The organism is Bradyrhizobium sp. LeoA1Lang, from assembly GCF_055413685.1.
In genome coordinates this window covers 1-16,364 of sequence record NZ_JBVAPG010000104.1, presented here as the reverse complement: position 1 = coordinate 16,364, position 16,364 = coordinate 1, and the positions used below count along the sequence as shown (strand labels likewise).

General features: G+C 62.3%; 22 protein-coding genes and 2 pseudogenes. 17 read left to right on the top strand and 7 right to left on the bottom strand.

Features of this window, described 5'->3' with window-relative positions; genetic code table 11:
- Positions 1-19 precede the first annotated feature (19 nt).
- Positions 20-1,204, bottom strand: coding sequence for a PD-(D/E)XK nuclease family protein (locus ACZYOF_RS28820; protein ID WP_282531192.1), 1,185 nt, complete (start codon positions 1,202-1,204; stop codon positions 20-22).
- Positions 1,205-1,354: 150 nt separating this feature from the next.
- Here ACZYOF_RS28820 and ACZYOF_RS28815 point away from each other — a divergent pair, with 150 nt between their 5' ends.
- From ACZYOF_RS28815 to ACZYOF_RS28800, 4 genes are all read left to right on the top strand, one after another.
- Positions 1,355-1,651 carry a hypothetical protein gene (locus tag ACZYOF_RS28815; protein WP_463717904.1) on the top strand — a complete coding sequence of 99 codons (297 nt, stop codon included), beginning with the start codon at positions 1,355-1,357 and terminating at the stop codon, positions 1,649-1,651.
- 43 nt (positions 1,652-1,694) lie between these two features.
- Entirely contained in the window at positions 1,695-2,522 is an 828-nt protein-coding gene (locus tag ACZYOF_RS28810; protein ID WP_282531193.1) for a hypothetical protein, read from the top strand.
- Positions 2,407-2,712, top strand: coding sequence for an integrase core domain-containing protein (locus ACZYOF_RS28805; protein WP_463717903.1), 306 nt, complete (start codon positions 2,407-2,409; stop codon positions 2,710-2,712). Before ACZYOF_RS28810 ends, ACZYOF_RS28805 begins: the two co-directional genes overlap by 116 nt.
- A 254-nt stretch (positions 2,713-2,966) precedes the next feature.
- Complete coding sequence (locus tag ACZYOF_RS28800) at positions 2,967-3,239, top strand: hypothetical protein (protein ID WP_130579961.1); 273 nt, start codon at positions 2,967-2,969, stop codon at positions 3,237-3,239.
- A gap of 136 nt (positions 3,240-3,375) precedes the next feature.
- Here the strand turns inward: ACZYOF_RS28800 and ACZYOF_RS28795 are convergent.
- The 4 genes and pseudogenes from ACZYOF_RS28795 to ACZYOF_RS28780 form a co-directional block, all read right to left on the bottom strand.
- A pseudogene (locus tag ACZYOF_RS28795) lies at positions 3,376-3,639 on the bottom strand (SOS response-associated peptidase); the annotation flags it as partial.
- 351 nt (positions 3,640-3,990) lie between these two features.
- Positions 3,991-4,209 carry a Na+/H+ antiporter NhaA gene (locus ACZYOF_RS28790; RefSeq protein ID WP_245476344.1) on the bottom strand — a complete coding sequence of 73 codons (219 nt, stop codon included), beginning with the start codon at positions 4,207-4,209 and terminating at the stop codon, positions 3,991-3,993.
- A 97-nt stretch (positions 4,210-4,306) separates the two neighbouring features.
- Positions 4,307-4,435, bottom strand: a pseudogene (locus ACZYOF_RS28785) (DsbA family protein); the annotation flags it as partial.
- Positions 4,436-4,506: 71 nt separating this feature from the next.
- Positions 4,507-5,013, bottom strand: coding sequence for a HAMP domain-containing histidine kinase (locus ACZYOF_RS28780; RefSeq protein ID WP_130579960.1), 507 nt, complete (start codon positions 5,011-5,013; stop codon positions 4,507-4,509).
- Positions 5,014-5,433: 420 nt separating this feature from the next.
- Here ACZYOF_RS28780 and ACZYOF_RS28775 point away from each other — a divergent pair, with 420 nt between their 5' ends.
- The 10 genes from ACZYOF_RS28775 (at position 5,434) to ACZYOF_RS28730 (ending at position 13,004) form a co-directional block, all read left to right on the top strand.
- The gene (locus ACZYOF_RS28775; RefSeq protein WP_130579959.1) at positions 5,434-6,039 is read left to right on the top strand and encodes a sulfite oxidase-like oxidoreductase; all 606 of its coding nucleotides are present in this window, start codon (positions 5,434-5,436) and stop codon (positions 6,037-6,039) included.
- A complete protein-coding gene (locus ACZYOF_RS28770; protein WP_463717902.1) occupies positions 6,032-6,811 on the top strand; it encodes an FAD-binding oxidoreductase in 780 nt (259 codons plus the stop codon). The genes ACZYOF_RS28775 and ACZYOF_RS28770 overlap by 8 nt, the downstream gene beginning before the upstream one ends.
- A gap of 72 nt (positions 6,812-6,883) precedes the next feature.
- Positions 6,884-7,015 (top strand): hypothetical protein, encoded by a 132-nt coding sequence (locus ACZYOF_RS28765; protein WP_282531195.1) that lies wholly within the window; start codon positions 6,884-6,886, stop codon positions 7,013-7,015.
- A gap of 15 nt (positions 7,016-7,030) precedes the next feature.
- Positions 7,031-7,717 (top strand): antibiotic biosynthesis monooxygenase family protein, encoded by a 687-nt coding sequence (locus ACZYOF_RS28760; RefSeq protein ID WP_282531196.1) that lies wholly within the window; start codon positions 7,031-7,033, stop codon positions 7,715-7,717.
- A gap of 417 nt (positions 7,718-8,134) precedes the next feature.
- Complete coding sequence (locus ACZYOF_RS28755) at positions 8,135-9,070, top strand: LysR family transcriptional regulator (RefSeq protein ID WP_463717901.1); 936 nt, start codon at positions 8,135-8,137, stop codon at positions 9,068-9,070.
- A complete protein-coding gene (locus ACZYOF_RS28750; protein WP_130579956.1) occupies positions 9,067-9,804 on the top strand; it encodes a peroxiredoxin-like family protein in 738 nt (245 codons plus the stop codon). The genes ACZYOF_RS28755 and ACZYOF_RS28750 overlap by 4 nt, the downstream gene beginning before the upstream one ends.
- Before the next feature lie 137 nt (positions 9,805-9,941).
- Positions 9,942-10,259 carry a GNAT family protein gene (locus tag ACZYOF_RS28745; protein WP_463701593.1) on the top strand — a complete coding sequence of 106 codons (318 nt, stop codon included), beginning with the start codon at positions 9,942-9,944 and terminating at the stop codon, positions 10,257-10,259.
- Between the two features lie 53 nt (positions 10,260-10,312).
- Entirely contained in the window at positions 10,313-10,888 is a 576-nt protein-coding gene (locus ACZYOF_RS28740) for a cytochrome P460 family protein (RefSeq protein ID WP_282531197.1), read from the top strand.
- Positions 10,889-11,053: 165 nt separating this feature from the next.
- Entirely contained in the window at positions 11,054-11,599 is a 546-nt protein-coding gene (locus tag ACZYOF_RS28735) for a DUF1993 domain-containing protein (RefSeq protein WP_463717900.1), read from the top strand.
- Positions 11,600-11,660: 61 nt separating this feature from the next.
- Positions 11,661-13,004, top strand: coding sequence for an MFS transporter (locus ACZYOF_RS28730; RefSeq protein ID WP_282531199.1), 1,344 nt, complete (start codon positions 11,661-11,663; stop codon positions 13,002-13,004).
- Here ACZYOF_RS28730 and ACZYOF_RS28725 read toward each other — a convergent pair.
- Both ACZYOF_RS28725 and ACZYOF_RS28720 read right to left on the bottom strand, forming a co-directional pair.
- Positions 13,001-14,464, bottom strand: a complete 1,464-nt coding sequence (locus ACZYOF_RS28725) for an MFS transporter (RefSeq protein WP_463717899.1) — start codon at positions 14,462-14,464, stop codon at positions 13,001-13,003. The two genes, ACZYOF_RS28730 and ACZYOF_RS28725, sit on opposite strands and share 4 nt — an antisense overlap.
- 33 nt (positions 14,465-14,497) lie before the next feature.
- Complete coding sequence (locus ACZYOF_RS28720) at positions 14,498-14,974, bottom strand: redoxin domain-containing protein (protein WP_463717898.1); 477 nt, start codon at positions 14,972-14,974, stop codon at positions 14,498-14,500.
- A 360-nt stretch (positions 14,975-15,334) separates the two neighbouring features.
- Here ACZYOF_RS28720 and ACZYOF_RS28715 point away from each other — a divergent pair, with 360 nt between their 5' ends.
- The 3 genes from ACZYOF_RS28715 (at position 15,335) to ACZYOF_RS28705 (ending at position 16,289) form a co-directional block, all read left to right on the top strand.
- On the top strand, positions 15,335-15,739 hold the full coding sequence (locus ACZYOF_RS28715) for a YybH family protein (RefSeq protein ID WP_130578680.1): 405 nt from the start codon (positions 15,335-15,337) through the stop codon (positions 15,737-15,739).
- 101 nt (positions 15,740-15,840) lie between these two features.
- Positions 15,841-16,032, top strand: a complete 192-nt coding sequence (locus ACZYOF_RS28710; RefSeq protein ID WP_207234456.1) for a hypothetical protein — start codon at positions 15,841-15,843, stop codon at positions 16,030-16,032.
- Complete coding sequence (locus tag ACZYOF_RS28705; protein ID WP_463717897.1) at positions 16,032-16,289, top strand: hypothetical protein; 258 nt, start codon at positions 16,032-16,034, stop codon at positions 16,287-16,289. The genes ACZYOF_RS28710 and ACZYOF_RS28705 overlap by 1 nt, the downstream gene beginning before the upstream one ends.
- Positions 16,290-16,364: the final 75 nt, after the last annotated feature.

The following is a 16,364-nucleotide window of genomic DNA, read 5'->3' as shown; positions in this document are numbered from 1 at the left end:
AGCTCGGCCCCGCCGTTGATCACGATGCGGTTGGCATTCCTGGGAGCTTCGCTTGTCTTGTTAGGCGGGCGGCGGAATGATCCATTCGCAGGTCCAGGCGATCGATAGTGCCGCGCAGCTTTACGGGCGTGCCCGGTACGGCAACGGGAATCCTCGGGTCCCAAGGCAATTTCCGGTCGATTGCGAAGTCCTCGGATTGACCAAACGGAACCTCGGTCCAACTGCGCGTTGCAGTTTCCGTGATTTCCTTGCGCAATAGCCCTACTAGGGCAAGGGAAGCCGCGAAATCGAGTGTGTTGTTCCACAGCAGGGTTGGAGGCACGTGCCCCTCGAGCGGCCAGCTCTCGCGGACAACTTGGGCGGCCTCTTTCAGTGCGTCCTCGATCTCTCGGTCCGACGCGCGCGCATAACCAGGCTGTTGCTCAAGCAAGTTGACCGAACGCCGTAGGAGCTCATGCACCAGCTTGCCGAACTCGGTAGGCGCCATCGTGAGCGGCTGTTCCCGATCCTGGGGCGCCATCCAACCAAGTCCGTAGCGCCAGACGAAGCCGAGTGGATCTCGCAGCAATCTCTGCAAGGATGTCGGGGACTGCACGCGTTCGATCGCCCTCAGGACAACTGGATGATCCGCCTCGAACTGGCCGTCATTTCGCGTCAGCGATCCGAGATGCCAATTGCGCCAACACAGATCAGCTGACGCGATTCGATTGATCTTGGCGGCGTCCCTCGGACGGGCCATGAGCCGGTCCACCTCATTCCAGGCGTGCTCTGGGACGCGGGCTCTCGACAGCGAGATTTCGGCGCGATCCTGGAGGAGGGGGCTTCGTCCCAGTCGGCTACCTTGCGCGCTTCGGCGGCTGCGCGACAGGACGACCTCGCCGGACGCCGCTTCGAGGATGACCCGGAAATGTCTGCGGTCGGCCTTGGCGACTGGATCGACATCGAGCTCGTCCGCCGGCAGGACATGGTCAGGTAGAATGGCATCGCCGCCGGCCCGTCGAGGCCAATTCCGGTTCGTGAGTCCCAGCAGACGGACGTGGGTGCGCGGCGCGGCCGCTAGATCCTGTGCCGAACACCAGACGATCGAATCGGCGGCGTCGTTTTCGGACTCGAACCGCGCATTCTGCAAAGAAAGCTCGATGGCCTCGGGCGGCGCGGTCCACAAAGCCGCTTCCCAAAGCTGCAGTGCGCGTCCGCGCAGCAATTGCTGGCCGGCTCCCTCGCAGCCGAAATTCCGCTTGTGAGCAGCTCGACCAGTGGCAGGACAGCCTGCACTCGTGCGCGAAACTGCTCGATACATCCCCGGAAGGTGTCTTACCGCATCGAGTTCGACGAAGCCGCCCTCGGCTAATGCGTGCTGCACGGCAAGGTCGAGTACCTCCGTCGCAAGTGGCGCGGTAAACCCACCCGCAAGCCTTGCAGCGAGCTGCGGCAGTGTCAGGATTTGCAGCCCGCATTCGTTTGCGCGCGCCGCTGCCGCACGTCGCCCTTGAAAGGCAAGGTGGCTCCCAATTACAGAGGTCCGTATTTCGAGCATATCATCAGCGACGTTGTTACCGGACCCATGTCATTAAACGCCGAAAACGCTTGCGAGACTTCGGCAAATCCCACGGGCGGCTATCACGGCGGGCTGTCTCTGTCGGAAACCTGATCCGGCTGGTATGTGAGGCCGAATTGCGCAATGCTTCTGTCTCATGAGCGAAGCCTACAGCCTGGTCTGGTCCGTGCTGGTCTTATTGTTCCGGTCGCGGGTTTCGTTGCAAGCTGAGATCCTGATCCTTCGTCATCAACTTAACATCCAGCGACGGCATGTGCCGAAAAGACTGGCCCTCAGTGCCATGGATCGCCTGGTCTTTGTTGGGCTGTATCGGTTGGTGCCAAATACCATCAAGGCGTTGACGATTGTGAAGCCGGATACCGTCATCCGTTGGCACCGTGCCGGTTTCAGATCGTATTGGCGGTGGAAATCGCGGCATCGTAGCGGGCGACCAGCTGTAGCGTTGGAAATTCGCCGACTGATCCGCGAGATGAGCATCGCCAACCCGTTATGGGGAGCGCCGCGAATCCATGGAGAACTTCTCAAACTCGGCGTCGAGATCGGGCAGACCAGCGTCGCCAAGTATATGGCGCGGAGGAGGGGCCCTCCCTCGCAGGGATGGAAGACGTTCCTTCGCAACCATGCTGAGGGCATTGTCGCAATGGACCTCTTCGTCGTGCCGACAATCTCGTTCCGACTGCTCTATGGCTTGCTGATCATGGGCCATGGCCGGCGGCAGATCCTGCGGTTTGGGGTGACCGCGCACCCGACGGCCGAATGGATCGCGAATCAGCTCACTGAAGCCTGTGGCTGGGAGCAAATCCCTCGTTACTTGATCAGGGACCGCGATCGAGCTTATGGCGAGATCTTTGTCCGCCGGGTCCGGTCGATCGGCATTCGAGACCGCCCGACGTTCTTTCCGCTCACCTTGGCAAAACGCCTGTGCAGAACGGTTGATCGGTTCAATCCGGAGGGAATGCATTGATCATGTCGTCGTCTTCGGCGAACGCCATCTCCGCCATGTCCTGCTGTCGTACCAAGATTACTACAACGCCACGCGCACTCATTTGGCATTGAACAAGGATGCCCCGGTCCCTCGCGGCGTCGAATGGGCCGGGAATATCGCCTGCCGCCCAATCCTGGGCGGCCTGCACCGTCAATATGGCCGGATGTGATTTACGGTAGGCACAGGTCAAAGACTTCGTCAGAGACGGGTGCGGCGGGGTCGATTCGGAAGTCAGGTGCTTCAGTAGCCTGCCTAAGAACGGATGCGTAATCGATTCCTATTTCATTGTGCTCGGGAAACGCGCTAAATTGAAACAACCACGCATCTGCCATCGGATCGGAGTTGTCCCAAACAATCCGGTGGAATCCATGCTCACGCGCACCGGTCCAGTCCCGCCGCTTACTCCCAGTAAATGAGCGCGTTTTGAACATCGAGAAGATAGGATCGCCCTTGCCCAAACTGACGATCAACGAACAACTCGTGTTGCAAAAATGGGTTTATCAGATGCGGATATTCATCACGGAGGGCCTGCAATTCCGGCGCGCCACCAAGAGGGACGATGTGATCGGCCCGGAAAACATCAATCAGTCGCTTGGCATTTTCGGGGTGATCCGCAAATACAATCGGATTGTGCCGTCCTCCTCAAAGCGCATTGGTCAATTTGACAGCACGGCGGATCGCATCGCGATCTGTTGAGTGAACCGCCCATGCAATTCGCATCGGTCGACAGCAAACGTTGACCCTACAAGTTTCCATTCTGGACCCCCTAAACACGGCGTATGCGGGTGCCGTCGATTTTTTCAGCGTGTTGTCGTCGATAATGCTACAGGCATCACGCCGCTGTTTTGTCTTCCTTGTCCTCGCCCCGCATCACGATCTTAAGCGCATCGTCAGGCAACGGTCGCTGTAACGCCTTCGCTTCATCCCACGGTGCGCGCATCCAAACATTTCGCTCTTCATCAGTCGTCAGGATCACCGGCATGGCTTTGGGATGGATCGGCGTGACAACTGCATTCGGCGCTGTGGTGAGAAAGCCGTAGACCAGATGCGGTCCTGGTATCGGCTTCGATTTTGTGCCCCGGTCGCCTTTGAAGGTCCGACCGATCAGCTCGTTTGCCCTGGCTGACACTGCCTCTAGTGTGCCGGCTCCCGCGCCCTCGGCGGCTTGGCAGTAGGATCTCGTGGCATGAGGGCCGCTGGAGCGCCTGCGCGAGGCGCTGAAAGGCTTTCGAAACGCCCTGAGCTGTTTGGAGCCTGACGCCTGGTACGACTCAGCGGCCTTCTAAATGGATGGTTCTATGGTACCGTATCCACCGCCGTCCAATGGGGCGCCTTCACGCCTGTATTGTGGAACAGGCGCATCGTCTCGCCGTCAGCAACTGCTATTGTCGTACCGGCAGGTAAAATCATCGAAAGCCCTCCGTTCACGATCCGCATAAACACCGGGCTATGACACTTGCATGCCAGCGCTCTGCGGCGCGTCTTCGATCAGCTCCTGGCGCGAAGCTCCCCAGAGCAGGGCAGTCCCAACGACGGCCGAAAGAATCGACGCGGCGAACACGGCGATCTTGGCGGCTGAGAAGTCGGTGGCGCTTGGAAACGCCTGCCCGGTGATGAAGAGCGAGATCGTGAAACCGATGCCAGCGAGAGCTCCTGCCCCGGCCAACTGCCGCCACGTGTACTCCGCCGGCTTGCGCCGACCAGAACGCCTCGGGTGTCTGGGCAAGCTCAGCGAGCTCGGCGGCCCGAAACGCAAGGCTGATGTCCGTGAGTGGCCTGTGCCGGAAGGCGTAGCAGACGCGGTCGCCGAGTTGGTCGCGTGCTTGCGCGATGGGCTCGTTGGCAGCCCTGCAGTGCGGACACGCGTAGCTGCCGTACTCGACGAGCGTCATCTCGGCATCGGTCGGGCCGAGCACGTGGTCCGTCTCGTGGTCGACCGGACGGTCGAGGCCGCCGGGCGGGATCATGAGCTCCATCGCTGAGACTCGGCGCGTGGTCGCGCAGCGTCGAGAAACTGACGGCTGAGCAACGCTGCTTGCGTGATCGCGTGCTGCATCTTGCTGACGATGGCCTTTCGGTATGCGGCGTCGCTCTGGCACTCGAGCAACCGCAGGCCGCTGCCGATCACAGCGAGAAGGTTGTTGATGTCGTGGACCACGAACTGCGCCACGTCCCCGATCGCCCCCGCCCCCTCCGGCCCGCGGGAGGAGAACACGCCGCGCGTGTCGGACCATGGGGCGGTCCGGCACAGGATCCCGGAGATCTCGCCGCGACGCCCGACGAGCGGAATCTCCACGCACCTCGACGCGATGAGGCCGCTGCCGTCATCGCAGACGCTCCGCACCTTCGCACCGAATGCGCGCTGTACTCCAAGCGCGACGCCGCTGTCCGCGAGCACGACGACATCCTCCGGCGGAGGGCTCTCGACCACGCCCGGGAAGGTAACGTGGGGTGTCTCTTTGATCCGCATGTCGGACCTCCTGGCTTGCGATCGTTCAACGGAACGCCGACTTCGGCCCGTACACGAGGGGGGCGACTGCAGCTCGAAGATTGAGTCTATGACGGTCTAAAGGAAAATCACCTCTCGCCATGGAGTCGATAGCCGACCGTTATCGGGAATGGCTGAGAGACGCTTGGCACCGCTGCGGAGGGAGTGCGGCGCTTCGGTCTGCGAGCACTCGCCCGAGCGGAACTCTCGGCGACCGCGAAGAGATGTTCACGTGCCTACGGCCATCATAACGCGCGGCTATCGACTTCATGGCGTGACGTCATTTCCCATTCGCCGAGCGGAATTCCATGCTTCGCCGGTACCTTGCTCATCTGGCGCACAGCAGCTTAGCGTGTTGTGCGGGACTAAGCTCCTTTCACCCGCCGACGGAGGAAATCCGCTATGGTCACTCGCGGTTTCACAGGCCGCCAATCCGGATCAGAACTATCGGACCGGATTCCCCCGGGACAGCACCTCGTCGACAATTTCCCGGTGCTTACGGCCGGCCCCACGCCGCGAATCGAGCCCGCGGACCGGACTTTCACGCTCAAGGTCGGACCTCGTCCGGTCAAAGCGTGGAGCTGGTCGGAGTTCAACGCGCTCCCACGAACCAAGATGACGCGAGACATCCACTGCGTGACCTCGTGGTCGAAGCTCAACACCGCCTGGGAGGGCGTAGCCGTCGACGACATCCTCGCCGACGCTGGCCTTACCGCACCCACTCCGTTTGCACTCGCACATTGCTACGATGGATACTCCACCAACGTGCCGCTCGCCGACCTCGCAATGGGGAAGGCGATGGTCGCGCTCAAGTACGAAGGCCAGCCGCTGCCGCGCGACCATGGGGGGCCGGCGCGCCTGCTCGTTCCGCATCTCTACTTCTGGAAGTCGGCGAAGTGGGTGAACGGGCTTCAGTTCACGGAGCGCGACGAGGCCGGCTTCTGGGAGCTGCGCGGGTACCACATGTACGGCGATCCGTGGAAAGAGCAGCGATACACGAATGACTGAAGCGATTGCCGCAACCGCGCGATGGCAGAGCTGTGCGATTGTCGAGGTCGCGACGAGAACGTCGGCTATCAAGAGCTTCTTTCTCCGCCTCTCCGAACCGTTCGACTATACGGCCGGACAGCACGTCGACGTGCGGCTGACTGCGCCCAACGGCTACACTGCCATGCGCAGCTACTCGATCGCCTCGGCCCCGAGCGATTCCAAGGTGATCGAGCTGGCGATCGAGCGCCTCCCGGACGGTGAGGTCTCCCCGTTCTTCCACGACGTCGCCCAAGTAGGCGACACGATCGAGCTTCGCGGGCCGCTTGGCGGACACTTTCTCTGGCCGGGGCCTTCCAACAAACCAGTGCTCTTGATCGGCGCCGGCTCCGGCGTCGTGCCGCTCATGGCGATGATCCGGTATCGGAAAGCCAGCGGAGAGCCAGTGCCTGTCGCGCTGTTGCTCTCCTCCAGGACCTGGGGTGACGTGCTGTTCAGGGACGAGCTCCTCGAGCTGGAGAGGTCGCTTCCCGACTTCGTGCTCGCCTTGGCTCTGACACGCGAGCCGGCGATGCGCCGCACCGACTTCAGCAGGCGGATCGACGGCAGGATGGTCGCTAGCGTCGCGGGGCGGCTGCCTGTGTCCCCCCGGCTGCGCCTTCGTGTGCGGGTCGAACGCCTTCGTCGACATCGCGGCGGACGCCGCGCTCGCTTTGGGACTGGAAGCCGGGGCGATCAAGACCGAGCGCTACGGCGCTTGAGAGACGATCCCTCTCGCTTCGCGAGAGGATAATTTTCGCAAACGCCAGATTATCCGTGCGGCCTGCGGCGATCACGGTCGCGCTGAATGCAAGGATACGCAACAGTGAACGAAACGGGAGCCACGCGGATGCTGTCCAAGACGATCGATCGATGGCTCGAAGGTCTTCTGCTGCGAAGGCGGCGCGCATGGCTGGGGCACTCCGACATCGAGACCGACTTCGCTGCAGCACTCTAGAAGCGGGATACGACCATGTTTTCAGTGATTTTCGAAGTCCTCCCCGATAAAGAGAACTGGGATGACTACCTCGACAACGCCAAGATGCTGCGCCCCGAGCTGGAGCAGGTCGAAGGCTTCGTCGACAACATCCGCTACAAGAGCCTGACCCGCGAGGGCTGGATCCTTTCGCTTTCGAACTGGCGGGACGAGAAGTCGCTTGTCCGCTGGCGCACCCGCATGCGCCACCATGAGGTCCAGCAGAAGGGCCGCGACGAAATCCTCGCGGACTACCATCTCCGCGTAGGCGAGATCACTGCCGACAATCAGGTGCCCGCTGGGTACGCCCTCACGGGGCAGCGGCTCGATGAGACCGAAGTCGGGGAGGGAACGACGGTCATGCTGATCAACGCGACGCGCCCCGCGGAGTGGAAGCAGACCAACAACCCGTACGAGTGCGCCGAGTGGCTCGGACTGAACCCTTGGGCCGCCGACTGCACGTCTTGGGACATCTTCGACGCCGTGCTCACGCCCGGCGACCTGATTCTGCTCATATCCTGGAAGGACGCCGCTGCGGCGCAGGCCTACGAAGATGCTTCCGCGCCGCTCGACAAGGCGAGGGTCCGGAGAGTGCGGATTGTGCGCGACTACGGGAAATACGACCGTCGCGAGGCGCCTCAATACTACGCAGATGCCAAGGGCGGCGAGACCCTCCACGCCTGACACCGCTCCGTCCGGAAGAGCCAGCCAAATCGTGGTCCCCGCCAGTGGATGGCGCCAACCCGCCTAGCGTAGGTTCTCAGGATCATGGCTCGCCCAGACGTGTTGGCGGTTGACGAATTGTCGTTGGGGCTTGCTCCGCTTGTTGTCCAACGATTGATCTCAGCGCTGACGATCGTGTTTCGGCATCGCGCACACCCGGCGCGGCGGCCCGTCTGGTTCTCGCCCACCTCACAGTGCACTGGCCCGGCTCTCAGAAGTTCCGGAAAGCGTGTCCGTGCGTCCAAATCAATCGACCGAGCCGTTCCAACGTGTGCCCACAAGTAGCATCTACGCCCTCATGATTGCGACGTGCCCGTCACGTCGTCGAGTGCAAAGGCTCGTCAGTATCGACGGCCGCACCTTGACGGAGAACAACCCATGGAGCTTCATCAAGTTCGCTACTTCCTCGCCGTCGCGTCCACGCTCAACTTCACCCGCGCGGCCGAGCAGTGCAATGTCACGCAGCCCGCCCTGACCAAGGGGGTGCAGAAGCTCGAGCAGGAACTCGGCGGACAGTTGATCTACCGCGAACGCCAGCTGACGCAGCTCACCGATCTTGGAAAGGAAGTCCTTCCGATGCTGGAGCGCACACTGGCCTCGGCAGAGGCGGTGCGTCGCCGAGCCCAGGAGTTCCAACGCAAGGACGTCGCGCCACTGAAAATCGGCCTCGCCCCATCCATCTCGGCGTCGCTCGTCCTCGATCCGATCGCAGAGATCGCAAAGTTTGTCCCTGGACTTCACGTCGAGCTGCGCGAGGGCGCGGCGGAGAAGCTCGTCGACCTCTTGCTCGAGGGGGAGATCGGCGCCGCAATGGTCGGGGACGTGCAGGACATACCTGCTCGCATCGACGACTGGTCGCTGTTCGAGGAGCACTACGTCGCGCTTCTCGCGCGGACACACCAGCTCGCAAACCGTCCCTCGATCGGCATCGACGACCTCCGTGAGACCATCTTGCTGGAACGCGCCGACTGCGACGTCGCCCCGAAGATCCTGCAATCGTATTTCCCCGAGAAACCGCCCCAACGCGGTCACTGCAGCGGTCACGACTTGCACCTGCAGCACATGGCCGCCGCTGGCTTCGGCGTGATACTCGCGCCCGAGCACATGCCGCGCCTTCCGACGCTCAAGACCATTCCGCTCGAAGGCTGCCCGGTTTCGCGCGAGGTGCGGCTGCTGGCTGTGCAAGGGCGTCGCTACTCGCCGGCGCTGGACGCTTTCGTCAAGGTCGCGCGGCTTCGCGACTGGTCGGTCGAAGTCCCCGACCGGGGCGTGCCGCACGCAGCGGTCCCGGAAGTGGCGAGGGCGCCCGCATGACCAGGACACGCACGCCGGCGGCCAGCCGTTTCCAGCCAATCGATCCTCAGCCTGATAACTCCCCGCCGATGCCAAACCAGACCGACAAGACACTCGCCCGGGTTCGCACCGAGCTGTTCACGACGTTCAGCGCCGCGGACTGGGAGTCATACAACCACCTCGTGGGCTGGCTCCGCGATACAGACGTGGCATCGCACGCGTTGAAGGTCGGAGACGACGCGCCCGACTTCCTCCTGCCGGATGCCGACGGCCGTCTCCACTCCTCGGAACAGCTGCGCCGCAACGGACCACTCGTCCTGAGCTTCTTCCGAGGCGGCTGGTGTCCGTTCTGCAGCGCTGAGCTCTGCGCCCTCCAGGCCGCGAAGGATGAGTTCGAGAGCGTCGGCGCGACCCTCGCAGTCGTGACACCCGAGACGAGGGACTTCCCGCGGCAGCTCAAGCGAGGCCTGGGCTTGGACCTGAAGGTGCTCTCCGACGTCGACTACGGCGTTGCCATGTCGTATGGCGTGCTGTTCCGCGTGCCCGACGAGACCAAAGCGCACTATTCCAGGCTAGGCTTCGACTTCGGCGCCCGGCACGGGTCACCGGTGTGGATGTTGCCCATTCCCGCGACCTACGTGATCGACGCAGAAGGCCGGATCCGCAGCGCGTTCGTCGAGCCCGACTTCACGATACGGGAGGAGCCCGCGCAAATCTTGGTCTCGCTGCGCCAGGCCGCTTCCACGTCCTACTGAGGAAGGCAGAAGGTGGAGAGCGACATCCGGGACAATCCGGCGATGAGCCGGTTTGAAATGCCCCTCTACGACAGCGCGCGCTCGCAGTCGCCCACTACAAGGTCGAAGACGGTCGCGTCGTCCTGCTCCACACGGAGGTGCCACAAGAGCTATCCGGCCTAGGGTATGGATCGAGGCTGGCGCATGGCGTTTTCGAAGCGTTGCGACGCGACGGGAGAAGAGTGATCGCGAAGTGCCCCCTTCATGTCCTCCTACGCCGCCCGGCACCCGGAGTACGCCGCACTCCTCGACGGCTGATCGCCGACAGACGGGACGCCGGCGCGCACGGCGCTTTTGGACGACGATACCTCACGCCTATCGAATGCATGTCCAAAGGGAATTTCCGATTTCGTCGGCTGTATCCGATCCTCTGGTCCGCTGGACCGGCCGAGCACGCGCGGCCGGCCCGACATTGATTGAAGCCATTGCGCCGAGCCGCCGTGCCGCGCGCGGGCAGCAGGAAACCCCTATGAAATTATCGAGGACTGTCGGACTAGCCGTCGCCGTCTCGCTGGTCGCCGGCACCGTGGCGGCGCTCGCTCAGATCAGCGGAGCGGCTCCGGCCGACCCGACCGCGAACGTGGTGGACGCCGCCGGGCACCTGCGCGTACCGGCAGACTATCGAACCCTCTACCAAGCGCTCGGGAACTGGGCAATTGCCGCCGACAGCGGCCAAGGCTCGAAGGAAATGCACGCCGTCTACGCATCTGCGGGGGCAATCGACGCCTACCGGAAGACAGGGCACTTCCCGGACGGCGCCGTTCTGGTGAAAGAGGTCTTCGAGACCTCGACGAACGAGATAACCACCGGCACGGTGAGCCACGCCGACAAGCTCAAGGGTTGGTTCGTCATGGTGAGAGACAGTAAGGGAACGCACCCCGGCAACCCGTTGTGGGGCGACGGGTGGGGATGGTCGTGGTTCGACGCGGACAAGCCGCTCAAGACCACCTCGACGGACTACCATTCCGATTGCCAGGGGTGCCACGTGCCGGCCCAGGCCACGGACTGGATTTATGTGAATGGATATCCCGTCCTGCGTCACTAGGCGACCGTATGCGTGGGCGCTCTTCTCTTGCCGCAGTTTCGCGGAGGTAATGTCGAATCCCGCAAGCTGGTGCGGCAATCTGGAAGATTGAAGAGCCTGTTGTGACCATTCGTTTCGGCTATCGGCCTTGCGGGTCCGATCGACGTTCAGAGTACAAACGAGCGCATGGAGTTCGACGTGTCCTTCTCGGTCTATGACATCACGGTCCCTGTCATGGTGCACGGACTGAACGTGATGGACGACTATCTCGATCACGCTCAAGCACTCGAGCGGATCAGGGGGATTGAGCTTGGGAGGATCCTTGGCGAGCGGCTCGCGACCGACATGCTGACTTTCGGAGAACAGTTTTCCGTGAGCTGCAACAAGGTCTACGCACACATGGCGAAGCTGATGCAGCGCGACGCGCCAGCACCCCACAACACCCCCATGATGTACCCTGCATTGAAGGGCCGGCTCCTCGAGGCGCGCGACTTCTTGCAAAACGTGCGGCCGGACGAGATTGCCGGCGCGCGGTCCCACACATACGAGCTGACGCCGCCTATCGTGCGCGGGTGGTTCGGCGGCGACGATTACATCCGGCACCTGGTGCTGCCCAACTTCTTCTTCCACATCTCGATTGCGCACGCGATTCTTCGGCACTTCGGAGCGAAGATCGGGAAGCGCGACTACCTCGGCAACCTCAGCCAGCAGAGCGGCGGTGACTACTCGTGAGAGGCGGGCGCGGTGCGCGGCACGGGCCCCGCCCAAAGTTCGCGCCGGAGATTGCATCCTGATGGGCGGCGTCGAATGTTTAGCGGCGTCGAAGCGCCGCTGGGTAATGCTCTGCATCTTGCTTGGACTTGGTCTAAGTTCCCTCGGAAGCGCGATCGTGAATATCGCGTTGCCGAATGTCTCGCGTTCATTCGCAAGTAGTGACGCAGCGACCGTTTGGGTCGTGAACGCCTATCAGCTTTCGGCAACGGTCTGCTTGTTGCCCGTTGCAAGTCTGGCCGAATCACTCGGTCTGAAGCGTGTTTATGCCGCCGGCCTAGCTATTTTTGTTCTCGCGTCGTTGGGTTGCGCCTTCGCTCCAACATTGCCGATGCTGGTGAGTGCGCGCTTGATTCAGGGTGCTGGAGCGGCCGGCGTTGCTGTGGCCGGCGTTGCATTTGTACGCGTGATTTATCCGCACCGCATGGTCAGCAAGGGCCTCGCGTTGGTCGCATTAGCAGTGGCGATACCTGGAGCATTGGGTCCTACCATCGCGGCGACAATACTTGCCGTGGCAAAATGGCCCTGGTTGTTTCTGGTGAATGTGCCATTCGGCCTCGCGGTACCGCAATTCATTGCCGCTGCTCCATCAGACGTTCGGGTTGCTCGCCCTTTCGACCTGACCGGGACCGCTCTCAATGCGTTAGCGTTCGGACTTTTCGTCGTCGGTGTCGGCACGCTGGGTATTGGCGATGGGCGTATTGCGATGGGAGAGATCGTTGCAGGTCTTGTCTGTTTTAGACTCTTCGTTCGACAACAGCGCCAGCACCCTGTGCCAATGTTACCATTCGATCTTTTCCGTATACCTCTGTTTACCCTATCGGTGTGGACATCTGTCTGCTCCTATGCAGCACAAATTCTAGCTTACGTCTCCTTGCCGTTCTTATTTGAGACGGGGATGCATCTTTCGGCCGTGGAGACAGGTTTTCTCTTGACGCCCTGGCCGTTCATGACTGCCGTCACGGCCCCAATCGCCGGTCGCTTGACAATCCGCTATCCTGCCTCGGTGATTTGCAGCATTGGTTTGGCGTTGTTGGCGGCCGGTTTGGTTCTGATGGTCTTCTTGCCGACAACTCCGGCGAAGTGGGATGTCGTATGGCGGCTGGCCCTTTGCGGTATCGGCTTTGGCCTTTTCCAGACCCCGAACAACACTGCGATGATGACGGCTGGACCCATAGGGCGTAGCGGGGCTGCGAGTGGGATGAATGCCGCGGCGCGCTACGTCGGATGGTCACTTGGTTCCGCCTTGGTCTCACTGATCTTGGGCCTGGGCGGAGATCATGGCGCGGTCTTTTGTTTGGTCGCCGGAATGGCCTTCGCTCTGATGGGAGCCGCTACCAGCAGCGCTCGTCGGTTCAGATTCTAAGTCCCTCCCGAGCCGCCCGCTTTCGCCGCGGCCGGCGTCGGGGTTATTGCAGCTGTAAAGGCGCCGCCGATCGAGGCCGCAGCGGCTACGGCAAGACCGACTTCGTAGCCGGACGCGAAAGACGCGACGCCGGCGGCCAGTGCTACCCCGGCAAGCTGTGCAATCCGGCTCGCCGCATTGTTGATGCCGGAGGCGAGCCCTTCGTCGGCCTGATCCACACTCGACATGACCGACGCAGTGAGCGGCGCCACGAGCACAGCGAAGGACAGGCCCAGCAGGGTCATGGGTCCGATCACGCCGAGCATCAGGGATTCGTCCCGGCCGAGCGCCATCAAGATATACGCGAGTGCCGCACCTGCCGGACCCGCGACGAGCATGGCCCGTGCGCCAATCTTGTCCGCCAACCCGCCGAAGAAATTCGACAAGAGTCCCACGCCGAGCGTGAAGGGCAGGAATGCCAGCCCGGCATCGGTCGACGACAGGGCGCGGCGATCGACGAGGTCAAAGGGTAGCAGAAAGAACATGATCGAAACCCCCGCATAGACCATCAGGGTGGCGACGTTCAGCCCGAGGAAGGCGCGGTTCTCCACCAGGCGAGGTGGCGTCATCGGGTGTTCGCCTCTGAGCTCCCAGAACGCGTAGACGGCGAGCCCGACAATGCCAAGCCCGGCGACGATTGTGAGCACCGTGCCCGGCGGGGCTGGAGTGTCCGCAGCGGCCTGAGCTTCACTAGGGCCGATTTGGCTGAGCGCCCAGGTGAGCGCTCCGATCGCCGAAGCGAGGATCGCGGCGCCAATCACGTCGAACCTGCGCTGGATGCGGCCATCTTTCGGCGCGAAGACCAGCAGGACTCCCACTGCGACGAGCGCGAGCGGCGGGTTGATCCAGAACACGGATGGCCAGCCAAACGTCTCGGTCAGCCAGCCGCCCAGGACAGGACCTCCGGCGGTGGTGAGAGCCGATGCCGCGGCCCATACGCCGATCGCCCGGTTTCGCTCCGCGCGCGGATAGGTGGCCCCGATCAGGGCGAGGCTGGCGGGGGTGACGATCGCTGCGGCCGCTCCCTGCGCGACGCGGGCAGCGATCAGCCAGGCGGGCGAAGGCGCCAGCGCGCAAGCTGCGGACGCCAGACCGAACAGGACGCAACCGAGCCCGAGCATGCGCGCCTTGCCATAAACATCGGCGAGCGCGCCGCCGATCAATGTCAGCGAGGCGAGCGCCAGCATATACCCGTTGAGAACCCATTGAACGGAGGCGAGGTCCGCTCCGAAATCAGCGCGCAGTCTCGGTAACGCAACGGGCAGCGCTGTCCCATCGATGAACGCCATCGAGGACGCGAGCACACAGGCCGTGAGGACCATGCGCCGGCACTGAGGCGACGCTTCCCGCCCGAGCTCTCGCGGGCAGGGTGCTGCATCGATAACGCCGCGGCTGCACGGCTCCACAAGTGGCTGTGCCATTCATCGACCTCCCCGCTAGTCTGCCGCTGGTCTTCAGTTCTTTGCCAAAGATTTGAGGTGGCGGACAAATCCGAGCACATCGTCGGGCATCAGACGGCCGATCGCGCGGGTCGAATACACGGCCGTCACCTCCCGGCCTTCGGGATTGAGGACGAAGCCGGTTGCCTGGAGACAGACGGGATCGTCATTGACGAAGGCGCCGGTGACTGCGGAAACCGCTCGCGCGTTGGCGCCGTAAGCGATCGGGAAATTGAGCTCGTGCTTTTCGACGAGCATCTCCGACTTTTCCCGATCGTCTACCGATACAGAGACGACCTTGACGCCTTCCCCAGCGAATTTGTCCGCCGCTCTCGCAAAAGCGGCAAGCTGGGCATTGCAGTACGGACACCAGGAACCCCGGTGGAATAGGACCACACCGAACCAACCGGCGAGATCGGCAGGCAAATGGATTTCGCCGCCACCGACGCGAGCAAAGGTAAGAGAGGGAAAGACATCGTTATTCTGCAGCATCACAATTGCGCTCCTTGTTTGAAATGTCTAGCGCTCAAAGCGCCGAATGATCCTTCACCGCTTCTGACAGAAAAACGTCTTACACCATGGCGGTCGAACCCCCGGCGAGGGAAATCACGTCTCGCCATAGAGTCGATAGACGATCGTTATTGCCGCTCGCCGCGCGGCGTGACGCGTCGCGGCCTGCACAACTTGCCTTGATTTACGAATGGCGGAGAGGACCGTCGGGGCACAATTCCCGGCCGCTATGAAAACTATACGCACCGGCTATTGGAAAAATTCGTCCGGCACTGCGATCAATAACTGCGACATTCGTAAATGTTACCGAATGGCGCCCAGCAGAAAACAGGAGACCCCCTGATGTCCGAGAGATTTCCACTCCCAACTGAACCCGAAGGCGTTATCCCGTCTCTGCTCAAGCGATTTAACTCCGGAAAGATCGAGGCAATGATGGCCTTGTACGCCCCGGAGGCGGTATTCGTCGCGAACGACGGGCGAACCATCACTGATCGCGCCGAGTTCACGGCCATACTCGAGCACGATATCAAGCTCGGCCTTCCGCTGAAGGCAAATGTGCGCCATGTGTTCGTCGGCGGCGACACCGCCCAGATTGTGCTGGACTGGTCAATTGACGGAACAGGTCCTGACGGCAAGATCGTGCACATGCACGGCACAGCGAGCGACATCATGCGGCGCGGCGCGGATGGGTTCTGGCGGTACATTATCGACAATAATCAAGGCACGGCGGTGCGACATCCCGCCTGACGTATGTGCGCCACGGCGGCTCTCAGCGATGGAGCCGCTCTTCAGACTGGCGTCGACGATCACCGCGATACCGTGGTGGCGTAGCTGCTTGGCTGCGCCCAATGCCCGAGTGTATCAGGATCGTCGAGCTATGGACCGTGCAGGCCGACAGCACTAACTCGCCGCGCCATGACCGTCTCGAGGCCCTTGTCCATCAACTCGACGCCGACAATCGCCCGCGCGACCCCTACGCAAGACAATCAGCGCGGCTGCTCGGTGTCCTCGACGAAAGGTCGCGTGCCGCGACTGGGTGATGGGCGCCGACTACAGCATCGCCGATATTTCGCTGCCCGCAACGGGCAGCGCTGTCCGGTCGATGAACGCCATCGAGGATGCGAGCGCGCAAGTAGCAAGCACCATGCGCCGGTGCGGCTCGCTTCCCGCCGAGTTCTCGCGGGCAGGGCTCTGCATCGATAACACCGCGGCCGCAAGTGTCTACAAACCGCTGCGCCTCGTGGTGAGGTGCCGTCGCGAACTTGGTTGGAATTTGTCCGTCGCGAGTCTCCGGTGAACGGATGATATCTGCTCAGGCGGCAAGATCAACCGGCTGAGCAATGGGCTTGCTGGCGAGGGTCTGCCAGCCGTC